Source organism: Blastococcus mobilis (assembly GCF_900188025.1).
GTDB classification, from domain to species: domain Bacteria; phylum Actinomycetota; class Actinomycetes; order Mycobacteriales; family Geodermatophilaceae; genus Blastococcus_B; species Blastococcus_B mobilis.
Window position 1 is genome coordinate 160,357 of record NZ_FZNO01000008.1, and the last position, 20,408, is coordinate 180,764.

A 20,408-nucleotide genomic window follows, 5' to 3' on the forward strand; every position below is an offset into this window, starting at 1 on the left:
ACGCCGTCCATCGTGGCACGGCGCGCGGGACGCCGAACCGCGCACTGTCAGGATGGGCGGGATGACCGCTGCCCCGCCTCCGGTGCGCGAGCCGGCCTGGCCGCTGTCCCGCTCGGCGATCGGCCTGTGGGTCACCGAGGGGGTCATCAGCAGCGTCTCCCTCGGGATCGCCGCGACCCTGTTCGCCACCTTCGTCGCACCGGACGCCCCCGCCCCGTTCCCCCTGTTCCGCTGGCTGATCCCGGTGGCGGTCCTGGTCTACGCCGTCGTCGTGATCGGCATCCGCCCCTGGGTGCGCTTCCGGGTGCACCGCTGGGAGGTCACCGCCGAGGCGGTCTACACGCTCACCGGCTGGCTCACCCGGACCTGGACGCTGGTGCCGATCTCCCGCATCCAGACCGTCGACGTCACCCGCGGCGTGCTGCAGCAGCTGTTCGGCCTGTCCACCGTCGCAGTGCTGACGGCGTCGTCGCAGGGCACGGTCCAGGTCTGGCACCTGGAGGCCGACGTCGCGCAGCGGGTGGCCGACGACCTCGCCCACCGGGCCGAACAGGTCCGCGACCAGGCCACATGACGCCGCCCCCGGCGATCGGCCGGCGAACCTCGCCGCGCATCGTGCTGGTGCACACGGCGACGTTCCGCCAGGCCCGTCAGTTCGTCCCGGCGATCATCCCGGTCGTCGCGGCCACCGGCCTGGGCGGGGGCACGATCACCGTGGTCGCCCTGGTCATCGGCGTCACCCTGCTCTCGCTGGCCACGGCCGCGATCTCCTGGTGGCGGTTCACCTACCTCGACGGCCCGGCTGCCGTCGTGGTCACCCGCGGTCTGCTGTCGCGATCGGTGCGCACCGTTCCGAACGACCGCATCCGCGGCGTCGAGGTGGAGGCGGGGCCCCTGCACCGCCTGTTCGGTCTGGTGCGGGTCCGCATCGACGCCGCAGCCGGATCCGCCGACAAGGACGAGGAACTCGTCATCGACGGCGTGAGCCGCGCCGAGGGCGACCGCCTCCGCGTCGCCGTCCTCACCCACCGGTCCACCCCACCGCCGGCCGAGCACGGCGAGCCCGAATCCGACGAGCTGTTCGCCCGCTTCGACAACCGTTGGCTCCTCTACGCGCCGCTCGTCGGGAGCTACCTGGCCGTGCCACTGGCCGGGGTGGGCGCGCTCCTCCGGCTCGCCCAGGAGCTGCCGGAGCGCTTCCGGCCCGACGTCGACGGGGTCGAGATTTCCGGTCTCCAGATGCTGCTCGCGGTGCTGGGGCTCTCCCTGGTGCTGCTGCTCGGGGGATCGATCATCGGTGCGGCGGTCGTCAACTGGGGTTTCCGGCTGACCCGGCAACGCGGATCGCTGGTCGCGACGCGCGGGCTGGTCACCCGCCGGCACACCGAGCTGGAGATCGACCGGATCCGCGGCTGGACGCTGTCCGAGGGCCTGGGCATGCGGTGGGTACGCGCCGCGCGGGTCAGCGCGCTGGTCACCGGGCTGGGGGACGCCGCCCGGCGCGGGCAGCTGCTGCCGATGGGGCCGCGGGACGAAGGCCGGGCGCTGGGCGTCCGCCTCGTCCCGGACCCGGGGCCGCTCCTCCGGCACCCCCGGGCCGCACGCCGACGACAGATCGTGCGCGCACTGGTCAGCGGCGCTGTGGTCACCACGGCCGGGGCAGTCGTGACCCTCCTGCTGGGCTCGTGGTGGGTGCTCGCGGCCGGCCTCACCATGCTGGTCCTCGGTGTGCCCATCGGGCTCGGCCGGTACGCCGCGCTCGGCCATGCCGCCGGAGGGACCTCGTTCGCAGTGCGCAGCGGGTGGGTGGTCCGCGAGGAGGCCGTCCTGCAGCGCCGCGCCGTCGTCGGTTGGCAGGTGCGGCAGTCGCCGTTCCAGCGGAGGGCCGGCCTGGCGACGGTTCTCGCCTGCGTCGGCGCGGGGCGCGGCGGCTACGCGGCCGTCGACATGGCCGCCGCCGAGGTCGCCCGGTTCACCGCCGCCGCATCCGACGACTGGGCGGCCACCTTCACCGCGCGAGCGGGGTGACGCTCTCCGGGCTGCGCAGCAGGTCCCGGGCCAGCGCGACCGCCGCCTCCGGGTGGTCTCCCGACAGCAACCCGATGGCCGCGAGCACGTAGCGCCGGTCCACGAGCACCGCCTTGCCGTTCAGCACGCTCCCCGCGCCACCGCCGTCCCCCGCCAGCCGGGCGAGAACCTGGTCCACGGCCGCCGGGTCGGCGTGCCGGAAGACGCCGCCGGACAGCACCACCAGCCGGGCCGAGCGGGCACTGGCGCCACCCGGCCCGTACGCCGCCTCGGCGCGCAGGTGCCGGCGCAGCGCCACGCCGGCGGCCGCCTCCCCCAGGGTCAGGGGGTCGTCGCCCGGTTCCGGCAGCCCTTCGGCCGCTGCGGCCGCCCGCAACGCGGCCACGCTCCACGAGACGCCGAGGTCGCCCTCGACCGTGCGGCGCCGGGCCGGCACCCCGACCGCCTCGCGGCCCAGCGTCGCCTGCTCGGCGTCCGGGTCGGGCACGCAGTACACGTCGGTGGTCGCCCCGCCCACATCCAGCGCGACGACGGAGACCTCCGCCGGGGCCAGCACCCGGGCCAGCACGGTCACGCCCTCAAGCACGGCGTCCGGGGTCACGGCCCGGACCCAGGACCGCAGCCGCGGGTCGGTGGACAACCGGTCCCCACCGATCACGTGCTCCAGGAACACCGCACGGATCGCCGCCCGCGCCGACTCGGGGGCCAGCCGGCCGATGTCGGGCAGCACGTTGTCCGCCTCGTGCACCGGCAGCCCGCCGCCGCGCAGCACCGCCGCCACCTCGTCCCGCACCGCGGCGTTGCCTGCGAGGACGACAGGGACGGACCACGGAAGGACCCCGCTGCCCCCCGGCACTCGCGCGCTCGCGCCGGGACCCTGCAGCCGGGCCGAAGAGGCCAGCGCCGCCGCGTTCGCCCGCAGCACCGACGCCTCGCCGCCGTCGGTTCCGCCGACCAGCAGGACGACGTCGGGCTCGGCGGCCCGAAGGGCGGCCAGCCCGGTTGCGTCCTGCACCCCGGCGGCGACGTGCACCACCCGAGCGCCCGCCGAGAGCGCGGCCCGGTGCCCGGCCTCGGCGCTGATCAGCTCCTCGTACCCGACGACCGCCAGCCGGAGCCCGCCCCCGGCGCTGGAGCAGGCGATCACCGGGGCCTCCGGGAACCCGGCGGTCGCGGCCAGGACACCGGCGACGACGTCGTCGAGGGTCGTGGGTGCCTGTGCGGTGGCCAGGAGCTTCCCGCTGACCGGGTCGACGAGCGCGGCCTTGGTGAACGTGGAGCCGATGTCGACGCAGGCCAGTGTCATGCGCGGACGAGCCCGGCCTCCGCCGCCCCGGCGGTGAGCGCCTCCAGCCCGAAGGCCTGCACCGGGCCCATCGCGCCGGTGCCGAGGACGCCCTGCTCGGCGGCGCGCGTGGCGCCCCAGGCCAGGATCGCGGCGGTGAAACCGTACGCCTCGGGCCCGTCCACCTGCACCCGGCTGACCAGGGCGCCGGAGGCGTCGCGCACCTCGGCGAGGGTGTGGGTCCGGGCGCCGTCGACCGTCGTCTGCGAGGGCGCCTCCGCCACCCGTCTGCCGATGACGCCGGCCAGCTTCTGGACGGCGACCGGCGCCCCGGGCACCCGGCCGAGCAGCCCGGTCAGCGGGGAGAGCAGGTGCGCGGGGCGGGTCAGCGGGCCGAACCAGTCCAGGTGGACGCCGATCTCGCGCAATGTCGGCGCAAGCGACGGCATGGTCAGGTGCTCGGAGCCACCCACCGACAGCCCGCGGCGAGTGCGGCCGTCGATCTGGAACTTCCACATCCGGCGGCCCGCGCCCTGGGTCTCGAGCCGCCCCCCGGTGAACGCGAAGCCCGGCTCGCTGACCACGCCGATCAGCGAGGTGAGGGTGCCGCGGGAGAACGCCTGCCCCGACACCCCGGACATGCTGTAGCCGACGTCCAGCCGGTGGGCGCGGTCGCCGGCCTCGGCCAAGGCGTGCGCCGCGGCCAGGTTGCCGGGCACGTAGTCCAGGCCGAAGGCAGGGATGAGCGCCGCACCGTTCGCGGCGGCGCGCACGCCGTCGTCCTCGAACACCCGGCGGACGAACGGCGGCTCGCCGGTCGAGTCCAGGTAGACGGCCCCCGCCTCGACGGCGGCGTCCACGGCGGCACGGCCCAGCTGCAGGAACGGTCCGACGGTGGTGATCAGCACGTCACCGCGGTCGAGAAGCCCGCGCACGGACCGGGGATCGGTGACGTCGGCGTGCGCGGTCTCCACCCCGCCGAGCCGCTCCGCGAGCGCGGCCAGCCGCCCGGGGTCGCGGCCGGCCAGGACCGGCCGGGCGCCACGGCCCACCAGGGCCTCGGCGGTGCGCGCCCCGGTGTACCCGGTGGCGCCGAACAGGACGATCCGCGCAGTCACCCCGCGGACCCTATCCACCGCCCCGGCGGCGCGTGACGATCACCGGGGCGGGTAGCGGGGCTCGGTGGCGTCGCGCGGGGTTCAGCCGGCGGGGCGGCCCGCGCCCCCCGCATCCCGGCCCAGCCCCACGCGCCCGGCCAGGGCTGCGGCCTCCACCCGGGTGGCGACGTCCAGCCGCCGCAGCAGATGGGCCACCAGCCGCTTGGTGGTCCGCTCCGAGACGTGCAGCGTCGTGGCGATCTCGACGGTGCTCGCCCCGTCGGCGATCAACCGCCACAGCCGCCGCTCGTCGGCGGTCAGTCGTTCGGCGATGCCCTGGTCACCCGTCGGCCGCGCGTCCGCGAGCAGCCGGCGCAGGAGCGCCTCGGGCACCACCGACCACCCGTCGAGCACGGCCAGCAGCGGCCGCACCAGCATCTCCGGGTCCGCCGTCTTGGGAAGGAAGGCGGCCGCGCCTGCGCGCAGGGCTTCCAGCGCCGCGTCGGCCTCGCCCAACCCGGACAGCGCCACCACGCGCACCAGCGGGTCGGCGCGGCGGACGGCGGCGATGGCCCTCGTTCCGCCCGGCGGCGGCATGTGCAGGTCGACGACGGCGACGTCCGCGTGGTGCCGGCGGACCAGCGCGGCCGCCGCGGAGGCGTCCTCCGTCGTCCCGACGACACGGACCCGGCCGCCGCTGAGCCCCGGCAGCAGCAGGCCCAGCCCACGGCTGAACAGCGGGTGATCGTCGATCACCACCACGTCCACCGGCGGTCCAGCAGCGGCGCCGTCGTCGGTCTGACCCACATCGCTCCCGTCGGTCGGCGGCTCCGGCGCTGCCCGACCGGCCGCCCCGAAGAGGTGCCCGTGACGCTGACCGCTGACACCCCGGCACGCCGCCGGGACCCCGGCCTGCTGGTCGATCTCGCCCGCGTGCTGTGGGCGCACCGTCCCAGGCCCCGGCGGGCCGCCGACGACGAGGAGTCCCCCAGCACCGACGACGCGCTGGTCCGCGCCCTGTGCCACGACATGCGCAGCCCACTGGCCTCCCTGGAGGCGACCCTGGGGTCGCTCGGCCGGACGTCGGAACACGCCACCGAGATGCTCGAGCTCGCCCGCGCGCAGGCCGCCCACCTGTCCTCCCTGCTGCGGACGGCCGACGCGACCGGCGGGGCCGTACGTCGCACGGAGCCCCGGGTGCTGCGCGACGTCGTCCAGGCCGCCCTCGCCGCCTCGGGCCTGCCGAGGCGGCAACTGACCGCCGAACTGGTCGGCGACGTAGGTGACGTCCCGGTCGCGGACGCGCGGGTGCAGCGGATCCTCACCAACCTGCTGGAGAACGCCCACCGGCACGGCGGCGGCGCGTCGGTGGGGCTGCGCCTGAGCCGGCGATGCAGCTGGGTCGAGCTGGCGCTGACCCAGGCGGGCGTCCCGGCCGACCGGGTGGTCGGCCACCTCAGGACCAGGCAGCCCCCGCTGGACCTGACGGGGCTGGGTCTGTGGTCGGTGCAGCGGCAGACCCGCGAGCTGGGCGGCCGGGTGGTCTGGCACGGCGACGGGGCCACGTTCACCCTCGCCGTCCAGCTGCCCGACCGCTGAAAGAGGGACGTCCTCCCCGCCCCTCGCCCGCTCGGTGCGGTGCCCGGAGAAGGGCCACAGGTTGGCACCCCCGGGCCAGGGGACGGCACGGGCGGGCCACCCGGCGCGGGCAGAACGGCGGTGTGCCCGCGTCCGCGGGCACACGACGCAGAGGAGACCCCGTGTTCACCCACACCCATGCGCTGCAGTACGAGGCCAAGCCCGACGGCCCCGACCCGGACTTCGCGCGGAAGATGCAGGAGGTCCTCGGCGGGCAGTGGGGCGAGATGACCGTAGCCACGCAATACCTGCTGCAGGGCTGGAACTGCCGGCTGCCCGGCAAGTACAAGGATCTGCTGCTCGCCATCGGCACCGAGGAGCTGGCCCACGTCGAGATGATCGTGACGATGATCGACCGGCTGCTCGACCACATCCCGCTGAAGCCCGACTCCGCCGACCGCACCAAGGAGGCCGCCGCCGGCTACGGGCAGCACAACCCGCAGCACGCGATCGTCAACGGCGCGGGCGCCAGCTACATCGACAGCATGGGGAACCCGTGGACCGGCGCGTACGTGACCGCCAGCGGGAACCTGATGGCCGACTTCATGTACAACGCGACGGCCGAGATGCAGGGCCGGTTGCAGGTCGCCCGGCTCTACAACATGACCGACGACCCGGGCGTCAAGGACCTGCTCCGGTTCCTCATCACCCGTGACCACTACCACCAGCAGCAGTGGCTGGCCGCGGTCGAGGAGCTCAAGGACGACGGCCTGGAGGGCATCCCGGTGCCCGAGGCGTTCCCGCTGGAGGAGGAGGTCGCCGACCTCGGCTACGTGTTCATCGACGCCTCCGACGGGCCCGAGGCCGCCGCGGGCCGCTGGGCGTCCGGGCCCTCCGTCGACGGCCGCGCCACGTTCTCGGCCCGTCCGATCGAGGCCACGGCGGACGCCCCGATCCTGCCGCCCGGCGACCCGCGGCTGTACCCGACCCCGCAGACGACGGGTCAGAACTTGCTGCAGAAGGCCAAGGACATGCTGACCTGAGGCCTGGCCTCACCCACTTCCCTGCGCCGTCGCCGTGCCGGCGGCCCCTCCCCTCGCGGGCCGGGCCGCCGGCCGGCGGGACGCCCCTTCAGGAGGTCTCGCCGTGCACCTGCACCTGCCCCACCTGCCCGTCCCGCTGGTGATGCTCTCGTTCGTCTACGCGACCGCGATCGCCGTCGCCCTCGCGCATTCGGGCCGCCCGACCCTGGGCGCGCTCGTCGTCCTGGCCGGTCTCACCGCCCGCTGGGTGGCCCGGCACCGTCGTTCGGAGGCCCGGGCGACCGTCGCCGTCCTCCCGGCCGAGGTGGAGCCGTCCCCCTCGACCGCACCTGCCTGATCCCCACCCCAGCCCTGTCGTCGCCGTCCCCCCGGCATGCCACGGGGACGGCGACCACGAGCCTGGGGTCGTGGCCGGGCCGCGAACACCTCGCCCCGACAGCGCGCGAGGCGCGCATCCCCGTACGGGGATGCGCGCCTCGACGGTGGCCCCGTCCCGGGCCCCGCCCCGAGATCGCGACGGGTGGGGAGGACGGGGTCCTTGCTCAGTGCGCGACGGCCTTCTCCGCACCGATGCCGGTGAAGGCACGCACCTCGAGTTCGGCGTTCTTGAGCTCGTCGGGCCGCTCCTTCGACAGCTTCGTGCCGAGCCAGCCCAGGAAGAACGAGAGCGGGATCGACACCAGCCCGGGGTTGTTGAGCGGGAACCAGGCGAAGTCCACGTCCTGGATCAGCGAGGGGCTCTTCCCCGTCACCGGGTTCACCGGCGCACCGGAGACCACCGGTGAGAAGAGGATCAGCCCGACGCAGGCGATCAGCCCGCCGTAGATCGACCACAGCGCGCCCTGGGTGGTGAACTTGTTCCAGAACAGCGTGTAGAGGATCGTCGGCAGGTTCGCCGAGGCCGCGACCGCGAAGGCCAGCGCCACCAGGAAGGCGATGTTGATGCCGGCCTGCAGCGCCAGGATGCCCAGTCCGATGGAGACCGCACCGATCACCACCGCGGTGATCCGCGCGACGTGCACCTCCCCGCTGCCGGTCACCTGACCCTTCTTGATCACCGACGCGTAGACGTCGTGCGCGAACGACGCCGATGCGGTGATCGTCAGCCCGGCGACGACCGCGAGGATCGTCGCGAACGCCACTCCGGCGATGATGCCCAGGAGCACCGTGCCGCCGAGTTCGAAGGCCAGCAGCGGGGCGGCGGCGTTCACCGCACCCGGCGCACCGAGGATCGTCTCCGGGCCGACGAGGGCGCCGGCGCCGTAGCCGATGACCAGGCTGAACAGGTAGAAGATGCCGATCAGCCAGATGGCCCAGACCACCGACCGGCGGGCGTCCTTGGCCGTGGGCACGGTGTAGAAGCGCATCAGCACGTGCGGAAGACCCGCCGTCCCGAGCACGAGGGCGAGGCCGAGGGACACGAAGTCGAGCTTCGACGTGTCCGTTGCGCCATACTGCGCGCCGGGAGCGAGGACGTTGCGCCCCTCGACGGCGTTCTCCTGCGCGCCGCCGAGCAGCGCCGACAGGTTGAAGCCGTACTTGCCCAGCACCCAGACGGTCATCACGAAGGCGCCGAAGATCAGCAGTGTGGCCTTGATGATCTGCACGTACGTGGTGCCGCGCATGCCGCCGACCAGCACGTAGAAGATCATCAGCGCACCGACGGTCGTGACGACGACGGCCTGCGCGGCCTCGCCGGTGACGCCCAGCAGCAGGGTGACCAGGCCGCCGGCGCCCGCCATCTGGGCCAGCAGGTAGAACAGCGAGATCACCAGGGTCGAGATCGCCGCCGCCATGCGGACCGGCCGCTGTCGCATCCGGAAGGCCAGGACGTCGGCCATCGTGTACCGGGCGGTGTTGCGCATGAGCTCCGCAACCAGCAGGAGCGCGACCAGCCACGCCACCAGGAAGCCGATCGAGTACAGGAAGCCGTCGTAGCCGTAGACGGCGATGGCGCCGGTGATGCCGAGGAACGAGGCCGCGGAGAGATAGTCGCCCGCGATTGCCAGGCCGTTCTGCGTCCCGCTGATGTTGCGGCCCGCGGCGTAGTAGTCGGCAGCACTCTTGTTGCTGCGACTGGCGCGGAACGTGATGACCAGCGTGATCAGGACGAAGCAGCCGAAGATCGAGATGTTGATGAGCGGCTCACCGATGGTGGCGCTCTCGGCGGCGAGAAGGTCAGACACGGGTCGCCCCCTCGGTGTCGGTGGTGGCGGCACCGGCCGTGCGGTACTCGTGGTGCTCGAGGCGCTCGCGCATCTCGTCGGAGATCGGGTCGGTGCGCCTGTTGGCGTGCGCCACGTAGAGGTGCGTGATCGCGAACGTGGTCACGAACTGCGCCAGGCCGAGCAGGAGCCCGAGGTTCACGTTGCCGAAGACCCTGGTGGCCATGAGATCGGGCGCGTACGTGGAGAGCAGCACGTAGAGCAGGTACCAGGCGAAGAACGCGAACGTCATCGGGAACGCGAACGCGCGGAACCGCTTCTTGAGGTCCACGAACTCAGGAGAGTTCTGGGCCCCCAGGTACTCCTCGGGCGTCAGTAGCCGTCGTTCGTTCGGTTCGCTCACGGGGCACTCTCCGGTCGGTGCGGGGCGGCCAGCAAGGGATGTGACCGCCATCACTGTAATTGCAACCGACCGGGGCCGGAGGTCGCAAACCGACGACGGGCGTCGCGAGAACGCTCGATACCCGGAACGCCCGCGTAACGCAGCCGCTGTGGGCTCACTCCGGGAGGAGCTCCGCGCCGCACGACGGGCAGATCGTCGGCGGGTCCTCGTCGGCCAGCCGCCCACAGGCCTGGCACACCCGCCGTAGCCAGCACGCGGGGTCCCCGCCGTCGTCCTCCGGTTCGCCACGAGGCCTGCCGGTCTCGGTCATGCGACCGTCCTACCGCAGACCGGGGCAGGACGCGCGGCTCCCCCGTGGCCGCGATCACCGCCTGAGTCCCACGAGATCTGCACACTCGTGCCCATCAGCACCTGATGGCCGCGAGCGTGCAGATCTCGCGGGTCGTTGCTCGCTTTTCACGAGCAGCACAGGTTCGGCTGGGATGCTGGGGAGCGTGCCGTCCCACGTACTCCGCCGCACCGCCCTGACCGCCGCCGTCCTCGCCGGGCCCCTGGGTTGGGTGACCGCCGCCGCCTGGGGCCTGCCCACGGCACTCGGCGCGCACCGCCGTCGGCTCCGCCCGGTGGTGGCCGGCTCCCCGCACTTCGCCGACGGCAAGTTCCACAACACGATGGAGACCCCGGCCCTCCCGCCGGCCAACGCCCGCAAGGGGATGCTCCGGCAGCTGCACGAGGATCGGCACGTCGGCCTGCCCGGTGGTCCGATCCCCCTCGCGCACGCCGAGCTGCCCGCCGAGGCGGCCGAACTCGCGGTGACCTGGTTCGGGCACGCCAGCGCCCTGCTGGAGGTCGACGGGCAGCGGGTCCTGGTCGACCCAGTGTGGGGGGATCGGGTGTCCCCGTCCCCGGTGTTCGGGCCCGCGCGGCTGCACCCAGCACCGGTGCCGCTGGCCGAGGTCCCCCCGGTGGACGCCGTGCTGATCTCCCACGACCACTACGACCACCTCGACCTGCCGACGGTGCGGGCACTGACGGCCTCGCAGACCGCGCCGTTCGTCGTCCCCCTCGGCATCGGCGAGCACCTGCGCATGTGGGGTGTACCCGACGACCGCATCGTGGAGCTGGACTGGGACGAGAGCACGACCGTCGGCGCCCTGACGCTGACCTGCACGGAGGCCCGGCACTTCTCCGGCCGCTTCTTCTCGCGGGACACCACGCTGTGGGCCTCCTGGGCGGTCACCGGCCCGCGGCACCAGGTCTTCTTCGGAGGGGACACCGGCTACACGCCCGCCTTCGCCGGGATCGGCGCCCGCCTCGGCCCGTTCGACCTGACGCTGCTCCCGATCGGCGCCTACAACGACGCCTGGCACTTCGTCCACCTGGACCCGGAGGAAGCCGTCCGCGCCCACGGGGACCTCGGCGGAGGGGTGCTCCTGCCCATCCACTGGGCCACGTTCAACCTGGCGTTCCACCCCTGGGCCGAGCCGGTGCAGCGCCTGCTGGCCGCCGCCCGGCGGGTAGGGGCGCAGGTCGTCGTCCCGCGGCCGGGGCAGCGGATCGACGTCCTGGACCCGCCGGCGGTCACCGACTGGTGGTCGGCGGTCGGATCGGGGGCCCCGGCCGACGACGACGCGGTCCCGACCAGCCCCGTCGGGGCGCGGACGGCGGTCCAGCGCCTGCTCGGCCGGTCCGCGGACTGAGCTCAGCGCAGCAGCTTGGACATCCGCCGGTCGGCGAGCGGCTTGCCGCCGGTCTGACAGGTCGGGCAGTACTGCAGCGAGGTGTCGGCGAAGCTGACCTCGCGGACGGTGTCGCCGCAGACCGGGCACGGCAGGCCGGTGCGGGCGTGCACCTGGAGTCCCGAGCGCTTCTCGCCCTTCATCGTGGCCGCCTTCTGGCCCTGCTGACGGTCGAGCGCGTCGGTGAGCGTGGCCCGCATCGCGTCGAAGAGACGGACCAGTTCGTCGTCCTTGAGCTTGTCCGCGCCCTTGAACGGTGAGAGCCGCGCAGCATGCAGGATCTCGTCGGAGTAGGCGTTGCCGATGCCGGCGATCAGCGTCTGGTCGGTGAGCGCACCCTTGAGCTGGCCGCTGCGGCCGGCCATGAGGGCAGCGAACAGCTCACGGTCGACCTCGAGGGCGTCGGGTCCGAGGCGGGCGATGCCCGGCACCTCGGACGGTGAGCGGACCACGTAGACCGCGAGCCCCTTGCGGGTGCCCTGCTCGGTGAGGTCGAACCCGTTAGGCGGCGTCCCGTCTTTCGATTCAAGGTGCACGCGCAGCGCCAGCGGGCCCTTGCCCGGCTTGGGTGGGGCGGTCGGCAGCCCGGTGCGCCAGTGCAGCCAGCCCGCGCGAGCCAGGTGGACGACCAGGTGCAGGCCGGAGACGTCGAGGTCGAGGAACTTGCCGTGCCGGCTCGCACCGGCGATCTCCAGGCCGCCGAGCGCGCTCAGCGGCGGATCGAAGGTCTTGATCGCCTGCACCGACGCCAGATCGGCTCGCGCGAGCACGTGGCCGACGGCGTTCTCGCGGAGGAACGCGGCCAGCGCCTCCACCTCTGGCAACTCGGGCACCCGGCCATGATCCACGCATCCCTCGCCCGCGGGGGCCGAAGTGGCCACTTCGGCCGTTCGAAGGGCCCGATCGGGTGCCCCCCCCGAGGGTGCGAGAGCCGCTCCGGACGCGGATCACGCGCAACCTACCTACGCTCGGGCGGTGCCCTCCGCGCCGCTGTGGTTCGACCGTGCAGCCTGACCAGACCAGGCGCCTCGAACCCGGAGCGCGGACGCGGACAGCTCGCGCCGTGCTGTGGCCACTGGCCGTCGGATCGCTGATCCACCTGCTCGTCCGCTCGGCCACGGGGACCGCCTCCGACCTGGCGATCCTCTGGCGCAGCGGCGCCAGCCTGGCCGACGGCGGGCCGCTGTACGACTCGGACCTGGAGTTCATCTACCCGCCGCTGGCCGGCTGGCTGCTCGCACCGCTGGGCCTGCTCCCCTTCCGCGACGCGGTGGTCGTCGTCGTGGTGGCCGGGATGGCCGCCGTGGTCGCCGCGACGGTACTGCTGCTGCGCCTGGTCGGAGTCCGCGCGGACTCCGCCGTCCTGCCCGGGGTGCTCCTGCTGCTCGCCCACAGCCGGCCCCTGATGGGACTGCTGGACCAGGGCAACGTCGACACCGTTCTCCTGCTCGCCGAGGCCGGCGTCATCGCCCTGCTCCTGGCCCGCCACGACGTCTGGGCCGGTGCCCTGCTCGGCACGGTGTGCGCGGTCAAGCCCACCCTGATCCCGGTCGTACTGGCCCTCGTCGTCCTGGGGCGGGGACGGGCCCTGCTCGCGGCGGCGGTCAGCGGAACGGTGCTCACCGTGCTCGGGCTGCTGACCGTGCCGGACCGCGACGTGTTCTTCACCGGCGTCCTGCCGCTGCTCGCCGGGGGCAATCGCGACCAGCTGGCCCCCTTCAACCGGTCGATCCACGGCGCCGCCGTCGAGCTCGGGCTGCCGGCCTGGCTGGACGCGGGGCTGCGGGTGGCCGCGTTCGCCGTGGCGTGCTGGGTCGCCTGGCGCCGGCGGTCGGGCCCCATGGCACCGCTGGAGGTCGTGCCCCTGCTCATGCTGGGCACCCTGCTGGCCTCCTCCTTCACCTGGGCCAACTACGGCATCTACCTGCTGCCGCTCCTGGTGACCGTGGGCCGGCGGGACAGCCTGGTGCGCACGTGGCCGGCGTGGACCGGGGTGTACCTGTTCGCCACCCAGGACGCCTGGCACGTGGAGGACCTGGCCGAACTGCCCGACACGCTGCTGCGCCTGCTGCCGCTGTGGGGCTGGCTGCTGCTGCTCGGCGCCTGTGCCGTGGCCGCGCACCGGTCCAGCACCGGTCGGGGTGGCGCCGAGCCAGGACCACGCGCCGACGCGGAGATCGCCCGCATCATGACGGCGGAGTCCCCACGACGAGGCAGCGCTGCCTCCTCCCGGTGATCCCACGGCAGCACACCGGCCACCGGACCGGCGCCGCGCCCCGACATCCCCGGATCAGGAGACTCCTGGCCCGAGACCCCGCCGTTCAGGCGGGCGTGCTCTCGATCCCGGTCACCTCGGCGGTCGCCCCCGGCTCGTGACGGGCCTGGTCGGCGACGGCGGCCGCGACCGCGCTGGCGACCTCGGGGTCGAAGACGCTGGGGATGATGTAGTTCGCGTTCAACTGGTCGTCCCGGACGACACGGGCCAGCGCATCGGCCGCGGCCAGGAGCATCCCGTCGCTGATCTCGGTGGCGCGGGCGTCGAGCAGCCCCCGGAAGACGCCCGGGAACGCGAGCACGTTGTTGATCTGGTTGGGCAGGTCCGAGCGGCCGGACGCCACGATCGTCGCGTGCTGCCGGGCCCGCACCGGGTCCACTTCCGGCGTCGGGTTGGCCATCGGGAAGACGACGGCGTGCTCGTTCATGCGCTCGAGGTCCTCGACCGCCAGCACGTTGCCCGCGCTGACGCCGATGAAGACGTCGGCACCCTCGAGCGCATCGGGCAGCTCGCCACGCACGCACGACGGGTTCGTCCGCCGGGCCAGCTCGAGCTTGGCCGGGGGCAGCCGGTCGTCGTCGGGGGACAGGATGCCCTCGCGGTCCCAGACGAGCACCTGCCCGGCGCCTGCCTTCAGCAGCAGGTGCACGATCGCCGTCCCGGCCGCGCCACCGCCGGCGACGACGATCTTCACGTCGGTCAACTGCTTGTCGACCACCCGCAACGCGTTCTTCAGCGCGGCCAGCGCGACGATCGCCGTCCCGTGCTGGTCGTCGTGGAAGACCGGGATGTCGAGCCTCTCCCGCAGACGCGCCTCGATCTCGAAGCATCGCGGCGCGGCGATGTCCTCGAGGTTGATGCCTCCGAAGCCAGGGGCGATCAGCTCGACCGTGCGCACGATCTCGTCGACGTCCTGGGTGTCCAGGCAGATCGGCCAGGCGTCGATGTCGGCGAACCGCTTGAACAGCGCCGCCTTGCCCTCCATGACCGGCATCGCCGCACCCGGCCCGATGTCACCGAGGCCCAGGACGGCGGAGCCGTCGGTGACGACGGCGACGGTGTTGCCCTTGATCGTCAGCCGGCGGACGTCCTCCGGGTGGTCGGCCAGCGCCAGGCAGACCCGCGCCACGCCGGGGGTGTAGGCCATCGAGAGGTCGTCGCGAGTCTTCAACGGAACCTTGGAGGCGACCTCGAGCTTGCCCCCGAGGTGCAGCAGGAACGTCCGGTCGCTGACCTTGCGGACGGTGACGCCGGGGACGTTGCGCAGCGCCTCGACCATCTCTTCCGAGTGACTGGCGTCGGCGGCCGAGCAGGTCACGTCGACGGTCAGTCCGTCGGAGCGCGAGTCGACGACGTCGATGGCGGTCACGGCGCCACCGGCTTCTCCCACCGCGGTGGCGATCCGCCCGATGCTGGCCGGATCCCCGTCAGAGGTGAGCCGGACCGTGATCGAGTAGGACGCGGAGGTCACCGGTCCCCGGGGGACGGCGGCGGGCTCACCCAGTGCGGTGTCGTCGGCTCCGGCGGACGGCGCGATATCAGTGCTCATGACGAGGCCATGCTCTCACTGGTAGCCGCCCGTGGTCGGGTCAACCGGCCGGGCGAGAGGCGTGACCTTCAGCTCTTGCCTTGAGCCCAGCGCAGAATTGGCGGAAGGACGGGTTGAGGTCCGGGGTGCTGCGCCCGAGCACCCAGGCGAGCGGGCCCGAGTGGTCCTCGCGCACGGTGAGCACGGTTCCGCCGCCCTCCACGGCGTCCAGCGCGTACGTGCGCTCGATCACGGCGAGCCCGAACGGGAGACCGGCACGCCAGCGCATGACCTCCTGCGGGCGGATCTCGGTGACGGTCGCCGAGAACGGGCGGTTGCGGATCATGGTCGCGTAGACGGTGAGCGGCTCGCCGAGGGCGACCCGACCCTCGACGCGGTCCACCCCGGAGTCCCAGTCCCGCCAGCCGCCCACGTCGGTGAGCAGAGCCCACACCTCGGCGGGGCTCGCGTCGATCCGGGTACCGGCCTCGAAGCACCTCACTCCGGCAGTGTGCGCCGGACGGTGGCGTACGGCCAGGGCGTCAGGCGCGCAGCCGGGGCGGGCGGAGGTCCAGCGCACGCCCGGCCGCGGCCGCCGAGGCCAGTCCCCGCGCCCAGGTCCGGAGCGCCGCGACCCCGATCCCGTGCGGGGGCTCGGCCGCGTACGGCGCGATGTTCCCCGCCCCGCGCTCCAGCAGCGTCGCCGCGCCCCTGCTGTTCCCGCGGGCGGCGTGGGTGAGCCCGACGGCGAGCTGGGCCAGCCCGCGCCACAGCTGACGCTCACTCTCCGGCGCGGATTTCCAGGCATCCTCGAGCACCTCGTGGGCGTGGAAGGGGCGACCGGCGTCCAGCAGCTCCTGCGCCTCGGCCAGTGCCCGGTCCGGCGGGCGGACGACGCCCTCCGGCGCCCGCTCCTCGCCCACCGCGCCGTAGGGCAGCGGCCGGCCCAGGGCGTCGCGGGGGCGGGCGTTGCGCGCCCGCCCCGCCGGGTCGCGGTCCCGCTCGGTGCTCACCGGCCCAGTCTGCCCCGGCAGATGGCCGACGACCGATGCATCCGCGGCACCCGGGCCCCGGGAAGGAGGGGTGACAGGCAGTTCCGTCCCAGGAAGGAATCCCCCCGTGAGCCCGATCCGCACGTCCCTCCGCGCCGCCGGTGCCGTCGGCGCCGCCGGCGCGCCCGTTCTCCTCGCCACCCCGGCCACGGCCGCGGACACAGCGACCGTCTCCGTCCTGCACGGCGTCCCGGACACCCCGGTCGACGTCTACGCCAACGGCGAGCGGCTGATCGACGACTTCCAGCCGGGCACCCTGACCGACCCACTTCAGCTGCCCGCGGGCTCGTACGACCTCGCCCTCTACCCGGCCGACGCCCCCGACGCGTCGGGCAACCCCCTGCTGTCGGCCGACGGCGTCGCCGTGCCCGCCGGCGCCAACGCCACCGTGGTCGCCCCCTGACCGCGGAGGGCCAGCCCGCCCTGACGCCGTTCGTGAACGACGTCTCGGCCGTGCCGGCCAGCCAGGCCCGGGTCACCGTCCGGCACACCGCGGCAGCTCCCGCCGTCGACGTGCGGGCCGGTGGCGCCGTCGTCGTTCCCGGTCTGGAGAACCCTGGCGAGGCCAGCCTGACCGTTCCCGCGGGCACGGTGAGCGCCGACGTCGTCCTCGCCGGCACCGACACCGTGGCCATCGGCCCGGCCGACCTCACCCTCGCCGAGGGCACGACGACCGTCGTCTACGCGTGGGGTTCCGAGGGCGCCGGCTACGAGCTGGCCGTCCAGACGATCAGCGGCGGGCACTCCCGCGCCGTCCGGCGTCCCTGGTGGCAGCGCCGGCCTGATGGACGAGGGCTCGCTGCCGATGCCGGTCGCGGCCCTGTCGCTGGCCGGCCTCGCCGCCGCCGGGATGGGCGCGCTGCGCCTGGCCCGCAGCCACGGCTGACCCGCACCTCACCGACGAGGACCACCGTGCGTCCCGCCGTCACCACCGTCGTCCTGGGTCTGGCCCTCGCCGTCGCCGCTCCGACGGCGTGGGTCCTGACCCGGCCGGAGGTGACGGCGGGCCCATCGGTGGAGCAGGTCGTCGGGACCTCGCCGGCGTCGGAGGCCGGCCGGGGGATCGGCACGGCGGCACCGGACCATCCGCCGGCGGTCACCGCGCGCCCCGCGACGCCGGCCGCCCAAGAGCAGCCACCCCCGCCGGTGCGGCTGGCGATCCCCGCGCTGGGGGTCGACTCCGCCGTGGTCCCCGTCGGCGTGGAGCCCGACGGGCAGATGACCATCCCCGCCGATGTCGACCGGGTCGGCTGGTACCGGTTCGGCCCGGTGCCCGGCGTCGACGGCTCGGCGGTGATCGCCGGGCACGTCGACGACCGGGAGCAGGGCCCGGGCGCGATGGCGCCGCTCCGGGACGCAGCGGTGGGCGACGAGGTCGTCGTCACCGACGCCGCCGGGACCCAGACCCGCTGGCGGGTCGTCTCCCGCGACCTGATCCGGAAGCAGGTGCTGCCGCTGGACCAGTTGTTCGCCCGCGACGGACCGCCTCGGCTAACCCTGATCACCTGCGGTGGCCCGTTCCTGCCGGAGTTCGGCAGCTACCGCGACAACGTCGTCGTCGTCGCCGAGCCGCTCCCGTGAGCGAGATGCTTGCCGTCCGGCCAGTACGGCTGGGTAGCGTTCACTCCGTGGCCGAGTCGGGTCAGGCGCAGCGCAGCGCCGCGCAGCCCGACGACCGGGAGATCGGCCGGCGCTTCGCGGCCGGCGACGAGCAGGCGCTCGCGCTCGCCTACGAGCGGTGGGCCGGCCAGGTGCACGGGATGGCCGTCCGGGCGTTCGGACCCGGACCCGACGCCGAGGACGTCACCCAGCAGACCTTCGTCTCGGCCTGGACCGGCCGCGCGGGCTACCACCCGGAGAAAGGGCCCCTGCCCGCCTGGCTGGTCGGGGTGGCCCGGCACAAGATCGCCGACACCTGGGCCCGCCGCGACCGGCAGCGGCGCGAGACCGAGGCGGCCGTGTCGGACCTGCAGGCCGGGCCGTCCGGGCGGGTCACCGCCGGAGTCGACACGGAGATCGCCGACCGGATGCTCGTGCTCGACGAGTTGGACCTTCTCGGCCAGCCGCAGCGCGGGATCATCGAACTGGCGTTCTTCGAGGACCTCACGCACGCCCAGATCGCCGCCCGCACCGGGCTGCCCCTGGGCACCGTGAAGTCCCACATCCGCCGCACGCTCGAACGACTCCGGACCAGGTTGGAGGTGGACGGTGCAGCACTGCACGCCTGAGCAGCTCGCGCTCGCCGCGCTCCGCGAGCCCCTGCCTGCCGAGGACTCCGCCCACCTGGCCTCCTGCGATCGCTGCCGCGCCGAGGTGCGGTCCCTGCAGCGGAGCGTCGACGCCGTCGCCGTTCCGCAGTTGGCAGCCCCGGGCGCACCGGTCGCGCCTCCGCCCCGGGTCTGGGAGGCGATCGCCGCGGCCACCGGCGTGTCGGCCACCCCCCGGGCCGACGCCGTCCATGCGCCGGCGGCGGTGGCCGTCGCCGGGGCCCCCACGCCACCGGCCGGGGACGCCGACGTGCTGCCGTTCCGCTCCCGGCGACGCTCCCTGCTGCTCGTCGCCGCCGCCGTGCTCGCCGGCGCCGTGGTCGGCGCCGGTGCCGTCGCGGTGGTGCAGGGCCGGGAGGACGGCGGCGAACCCGTCACCGCCGTGGCGCTGGACCCCCTCGCCGGCAACGAGGCGTCCGGCCGCGCGGAGGTGGTCGTGCGGGACGACGGATCCCGCGTCGTCGAGGTGGAGCTCGACGCACCGGCGCTGGACGACGAGTACTACGAGATCTGGCTGATCGACCGCGAGGTGGCCGGCATGGTGCCGCTCGGCGTCGTCCGCCCCGGCACGCAGACCTTCGAGCTGCCGGCCGACCTCGACCTCGGGGAGTTCCCGCTGGTCGATGTGTCGGTGGAGCCGCTCGACGGCGACCCGACCCACTCCGGGGTGTCGGTCGCGCGCGGGGAGCTCGACAGCTGAATGAGGCGCTCGCCTAGCGTGCTCCCGTGAACGACACCCCGTTGCTGCACGAGGACCTGGGCGCCGCCTGGCGCAAGGCCCGCCCCCGGCCGGCGGGCCGGCACCTCGACAGCGCCGCCTCCAGCCGGCAGACCCACCGGGCGCTGGAGGCCGCCGCCCACCACGCCCGGCACGAGGCGGAGCTCGGCGGTTACGTGGCCGAGGCCGCCGCCGACGACCTGCTGCAGCAGGGCCGGTCGGTGATCGGCGGGCTGGTCGGGATGGCGGCGGCCGACGTGGCGTTCGTGGAGTCGGCACAGGCGGCGATGGTCGCGTTGCTGACCGGCTGGCGGCTGCCCGCCGGCTCCCGCGTGGCCTGCCTGGCCGGGGAGTACGCCCCCAACATCGCCCAGCTGCGCGCCTACGGGCTGCGCCCCGAGCCGCTGCCGGTCGACGGCCTGGGCCGGGCCGACGTCGACGGCGTGGCCCGGTTGCTGGCCGCCGACCCGCCGTCCTTCGTGCACCTGACCCACATCCCCAGCCATCGCGGGCTCCTGCAGCCCGCCGCGGAGATCACGGCGCTGTGCCGTGCGGCCGGGGTGCCACTGGTGGTGGACGCGGCGCAGTCGCTCGGCCACGCCGACGTCGACCTGGGTGCCGACGCCGTCTACGGCACGTCCCGGAAATGGCTGGCCGGGCCCCGCGGCGTCGGGTTCCTGTGCGTGCGGCCGTCGCTGGCGGCGCGGCTGGTGCCGGTGCTGCCCGAACCCGAGGGCGTCCCACCCATGCGGGCGTTCGAGTCCGGCGAGGCCCACGTCGCCGGCCGGGTCGGCCTGGTGGTCGCGGTCGGTGAGCACGTCGCCGCCGGTCCCGACCGCGTCCGGGAGCGGCTGGCGTCGATCGGCCGCATGACCCGTGAGCTCCTGGACGGCCTGGGTGGCTGGCACGTCGTCGAGCCGGTCGACGAGCCGACCGCGACCACCACGCTGCGTCCGCCCGAAGGCGTCGACGTCGTCGGCGTCCGCAGCCGGCTCCTGACCGAGCACGGCATCGTGGTGAGCGCGATCGGCCCGGAGCGGGCACCCGGCGAGATGACCGGCCCGGTGCTGCGCGTGTCCCCGCACCTCGACGTCGCGCTCGAGGACCTGGAAGCCCTCGCCACCGCCCTCTAGTACTACAGCCGCACTTCGAGTCGGTGTTCCCGGGTTGCGTAGTGGCAGCGGCGGGCGCGGGCCTGGTGTCTGCGTCGCCAGTGTGACCAGTGCAGGA

Annotated in this window: 22 protein-coding genes; 12 read left to right on the top strand and 10 right to left on the bottom strand. The window is 74.3% G+C overall.

Features of this window, described 5'->3' with window-relative positions; genetic code table 11:
* The first annotated feature begins 61 nt into the window (after positions 1-61).
* Positions 62-574 (top strand): PH domain-containing protein, encoded by a 513-nt coding sequence (locus tag CHB94_RS09410; protein ID WP_089336309.1) that lies wholly within the window; start codon positions 62-64, stop codon positions 572-574.
* Positions 571-2,028, top strand: a complete 1,458-nt coding sequence (locus tag CHB94_RS09415) for a PH domain-containing protein (RefSeq protein WP_089336310.1) — start codon at positions 571-573, stop codon at positions 2,026-2,028. The genes CHB94_RS09410 and CHB94_RS09415 overlap by 4 nt, the downstream gene beginning before the upstream one ends.
* On the opposite strand, the gene CHB94_RS09420 is transcribed toward CHB94_RS09415, so the two are convergent.
* The 3 genes from CHB94_RS09420 to CHB94_RS09430 all read right to left on the bottom strand — a co-directional run bounded on the left by CHB94_RS09420 (position 2,009) and on the right by CHB94_RS09430 (position 5,217).
* Positions 2,009-3,334: a glutamate mutase L gene (locus CHB94_RS09420; RefSeq protein ID WP_089336311.1), complete on the bottom strand. Its 1,326-nt coding sequence runs from the start codon at positions 3,332-3,334 to the stop codon at positions 2,009-2,011. The two genes, CHB94_RS09415 and CHB94_RS09420, sit on opposite strands and share 20 nt — an antisense overlap.
* A complete protein-coding gene (locus CHB94_RS09425; RefSeq protein ID WP_089336312.1) occupies positions 3,331-4,431 on the bottom strand; it encodes a saccharopine dehydrogenase family protein in 1,101 nt (366 codons plus the stop codon). The genes CHB94_RS09420 and CHB94_RS09425 overlap by 4 nt, the downstream gene beginning before the upstream one ends.
* An 81-nt stretch (positions 4,432-4,512) precedes the next feature.
* The gene (locus CHB94_RS09430; RefSeq protein ID WP_254920528.1) at positions 4,513-5,217 is read right to left on the bottom strand and encodes a response regulator; all 705 of its coding nucleotides are present in this window, start codon (positions 5,215-5,217) and stop codon (positions 4,513-4,515) included.
* Between the two features lie 60 nt (positions 5,218-5,277).
* On the opposite strand from CHB94_RS09430, the gene CHB94_RS09435 reads away from it, so the two are divergent.
* The 3 genes from CHB94_RS09435 (at position 5,278) to CHB94_RS09445 (ending at position 7,368) form a co-directional block, all read left to right on the top strand.
* Complete coding sequence (locus CHB94_RS09435; protein WP_089336343.1) at positions 5,278-6,009, top strand: sensor histidine kinase; 732 nt, start codon at positions 5,278-5,280, stop codon at positions 6,007-6,009.
* Positions 6,010-6,170: 161 nt separating this feature from the next.
* Complete coding sequence (locus CHB94_RS09440) at positions 6,171-7,031, top strand: manganese catalase (protein ID WP_089336314.1); 861 nt, start codon at positions 6,171-6,173, stop codon at positions 7,029-7,031.
* 103 nt (positions 7,032-7,134) lie between these two features.
* Positions 7,135-7,368 (top strand): hypothetical protein, encoded by a 234-nt coding sequence (locus CHB94_RS09445; protein WP_254920529.1) that lies wholly within the window; start codon positions 7,135-7,137, stop codon positions 7,366-7,368.
* 205 nt (positions 7,369-7,573) lie between these two features.
* On the opposite strand, the gene CHB94_RS09450 is transcribed toward CHB94_RS09445, so the two are convergent.
* The 3 genes from CHB94_RS09450 to CHB94_RS25110 all read right to left on the bottom strand — a co-directional run bounded on the left by CHB94_RS09450 (position 7,574) and on the right by CHB94_RS25110 (position 9,909).
* Positions 7,574-9,217, bottom strand: coding sequence for a monocarboxylic acid transporter (locus CHB94_RS09450; protein ID WP_089336315.1), 1,644 nt, complete (start codon positions 9,215-9,217; stop codon positions 7,574-7,576).
* Complete coding sequence (locus CHB94_RS09455) at positions 9,210-9,599, bottom strand: DUF485 domain-containing protein (protein ID WP_217899238.1); 390 nt, start codon at positions 9,597-9,599, stop codon at positions 9,210-9,212. Before CHB94_RS09455 ends, CHB94_RS09450 begins: the two co-directional genes overlap by 8 nt.
* A gap of 154 nt (positions 9,600-9,753) precedes the next feature.
* Positions 9,754-9,909: a hypothetical protein gene (locus CHB94_RS25110; RefSeq protein WP_176445482.1), complete on the bottom strand. Its 156-nt coding sequence runs from the start codon at positions 9,907-9,909 to the stop codon at positions 9,754-9,756.
* 184 nt (positions 9,910-10,093) lie between these two features.
* Between CHB94_RS25110 and CHB94_RS09460 the strand changes: the two genes are divergently transcribed.
* The gene (locus CHB94_RS09460) at positions 10,094-11,299 is read left to right on the top strand and encodes an MBL fold metallo-hydrolase (RefSeq protein WP_254920530.1); all 1,206 of its coding nucleotides are present in this window, start codon (positions 10,094-10,096) and stop codon (positions 11,297-11,299) included.
* A gap of 2 nt (positions 11,300-11,301) precedes the next feature.
* On the opposite strand, the gene CHB94_RS09465 is transcribed toward CHB94_RS09460, so the two are convergent.
* On the bottom strand, positions 11,302-12,171 hold the full coding sequence (locus CHB94_RS09465; RefSeq protein ID WP_089336317.1) for an Fpg/Nei family DNA glycosylase: 870 nt from the start codon (positions 12,169-12,171) through the stop codon (positions 11,302-11,304).
* A 230-nt stretch (positions 12,172-12,401) separates the two neighbouring features.
* Here CHB94_RS09465 and CHB94_RS09470 point away from each other — a divergent pair, with 230 nt between their 5' ends.
* The gene (locus tag CHB94_RS09470; RefSeq protein ID WP_176445483.1) at positions 12,402-13,574 is read left to right on the top strand and encodes a glycosyltransferase family 87 protein; all 1,173 of its coding nucleotides are present in this window, start codon (positions 12,402-12,404) and stop codon (positions 13,572-13,574) included.
* Between the two features lie 85 nt (positions 13,575-13,659).
* Here CHB94_RS09470 and CHB94_RS09475 read toward each other — a convergent pair whose 3' ends face one another.
* From CHB94_RS09475 to CHB94_RS09485, 3 genes are read right to left on the bottom strand one after another with little or no spacing between them, the layout of a single operon-like run.
* On the bottom strand, positions 13,660-15,162 hold the full coding sequence (locus CHB94_RS09475; RefSeq protein ID WP_089336319.1) for an NAD-dependent malic enzyme: 1,503 nt from the start codon (positions 15,160-15,162) through the stop codon (positions 13,660-13,662).
* Between the two features lie 40 nt (positions 15,163-15,202).
* The gene (locus CHB94_RS09480) at positions 15,203-15,643 is read right to left on the bottom strand and encodes an SRPBCC domain-containing protein (protein WP_176445484.1); all 441 of its coding nucleotides are present in this window, start codon (positions 15,641-15,643) and stop codon (positions 15,203-15,205) included.
* Between the two features lie 40 nt (positions 15,644-15,683).
* A complete protein-coding gene (locus CHB94_RS09485; RefSeq protein WP_089336321.1) occupies positions 15,684-16,154 on the bottom strand; it encodes a DUF309 domain-containing protein in 471 nt (156 codons plus the stop codon).
* A gap of 106 nt (positions 16,155-16,260) precedes the next feature.
* Here CHB94_RS09485 and CHB94_RS26115 point away from each other — a divergent pair, with 106 nt between their 5' ends.
* From CHB94_RS26115 to egtE, 5 genes are read left to right on the top strand one after another with little or no spacing between them, the layout of a single operon-like run.
* Positions 16,261-16,596, top strand: a complete 336-nt coding sequence (locus CHB94_RS26115) for a DUF4397 domain-containing protein (protein ID WP_254920531.1) — start codon at positions 16,261-16,263, stop codon at positions 16,594-16,596.
* A gap of 32 nt (positions 16,597-16,628) precedes the next feature.
* Complete coding sequence (locus CHB94_RS26120) at positions 16,629-17,774, top strand: sortase domain-containing protein (RefSeq protein ID WP_254920532.1); 1,146 nt, start codon at positions 16,629-16,631, stop codon at positions 17,772-17,774.
* A gap of 47 nt (positions 17,775-17,821) precedes the next feature.
* Complete coding sequence (locus CHB94_RS09500) at positions 17,822-18,421, top strand: RNA polymerase sigma factor (RefSeq protein ID WP_254920533.1); 600 nt, start codon at positions 17,822-17,824, stop codon at positions 18,419-18,421.
* Positions 18,402-19,160, top strand: a complete 759-nt coding sequence (locus CHB94_RS09505) for an anti-sigma factor (protein ID WP_089336323.1) — start codon at positions 18,402-18,404, stop codon at positions 19,158-19,160. Before CHB94_RS09500 ends, CHB94_RS09505 begins: the two co-directional genes overlap by 20 nt.
* 26 nt (positions 19,161-19,186) lie before the next feature.
* A complete protein-coding gene (egtE, locus tag CHB94_RS09510) occupies positions 19,187-20,311 on the top strand; it encodes an ergothioneine biosynthesis PLP-dependent enzyme EgtE (RefSeq protein WP_089336324.1) in 1,125 nt (374 codons plus the stop codon).
* Positions 20,312-20,408 lie beyond the last annotated feature (97 nt).

Excerpts from the sequence above, each read along its gene's own strand:
- CHB94_RS09410 (WP_089336309.1), top strand. The coding sequence starts at position 62 with ATGACCGCTGCCCCGCCTCCGGTGCGCGAGCCGGCCTGGCCGCTGTCC.
- CHB94_RS09475 (WP_089336319.1), bottom strand. The coding sequence starts at position 15,162 with ATGAGCACTGATATCGCGCCGTCCGCCGGAGCCGACGACACCGCACTG.
- CHB94_RS09415 (WP_089336310.1), top strand. The coding sequence starts at position 571 with ATGACGCCGCCCCCGGCGATCGGCCGGCGAACCTCGCCGCGCATCGTG.
- CHB94_RS25110 (WP_176445482.1), bottom strand. The coding sequence starts at position 9,909 with ATGACCGAGACCGGCAGGCCTCGTGGCGAACCGGAGGACGACGGCGGG.
- CHB94_RS09420 (WP_089336311.1), bottom strand. The coding sequence starts at position 3,334 with ATGACACTGGCCTGCGTCGACATCGGCTCCACGTTCACCAAGGCCGCG.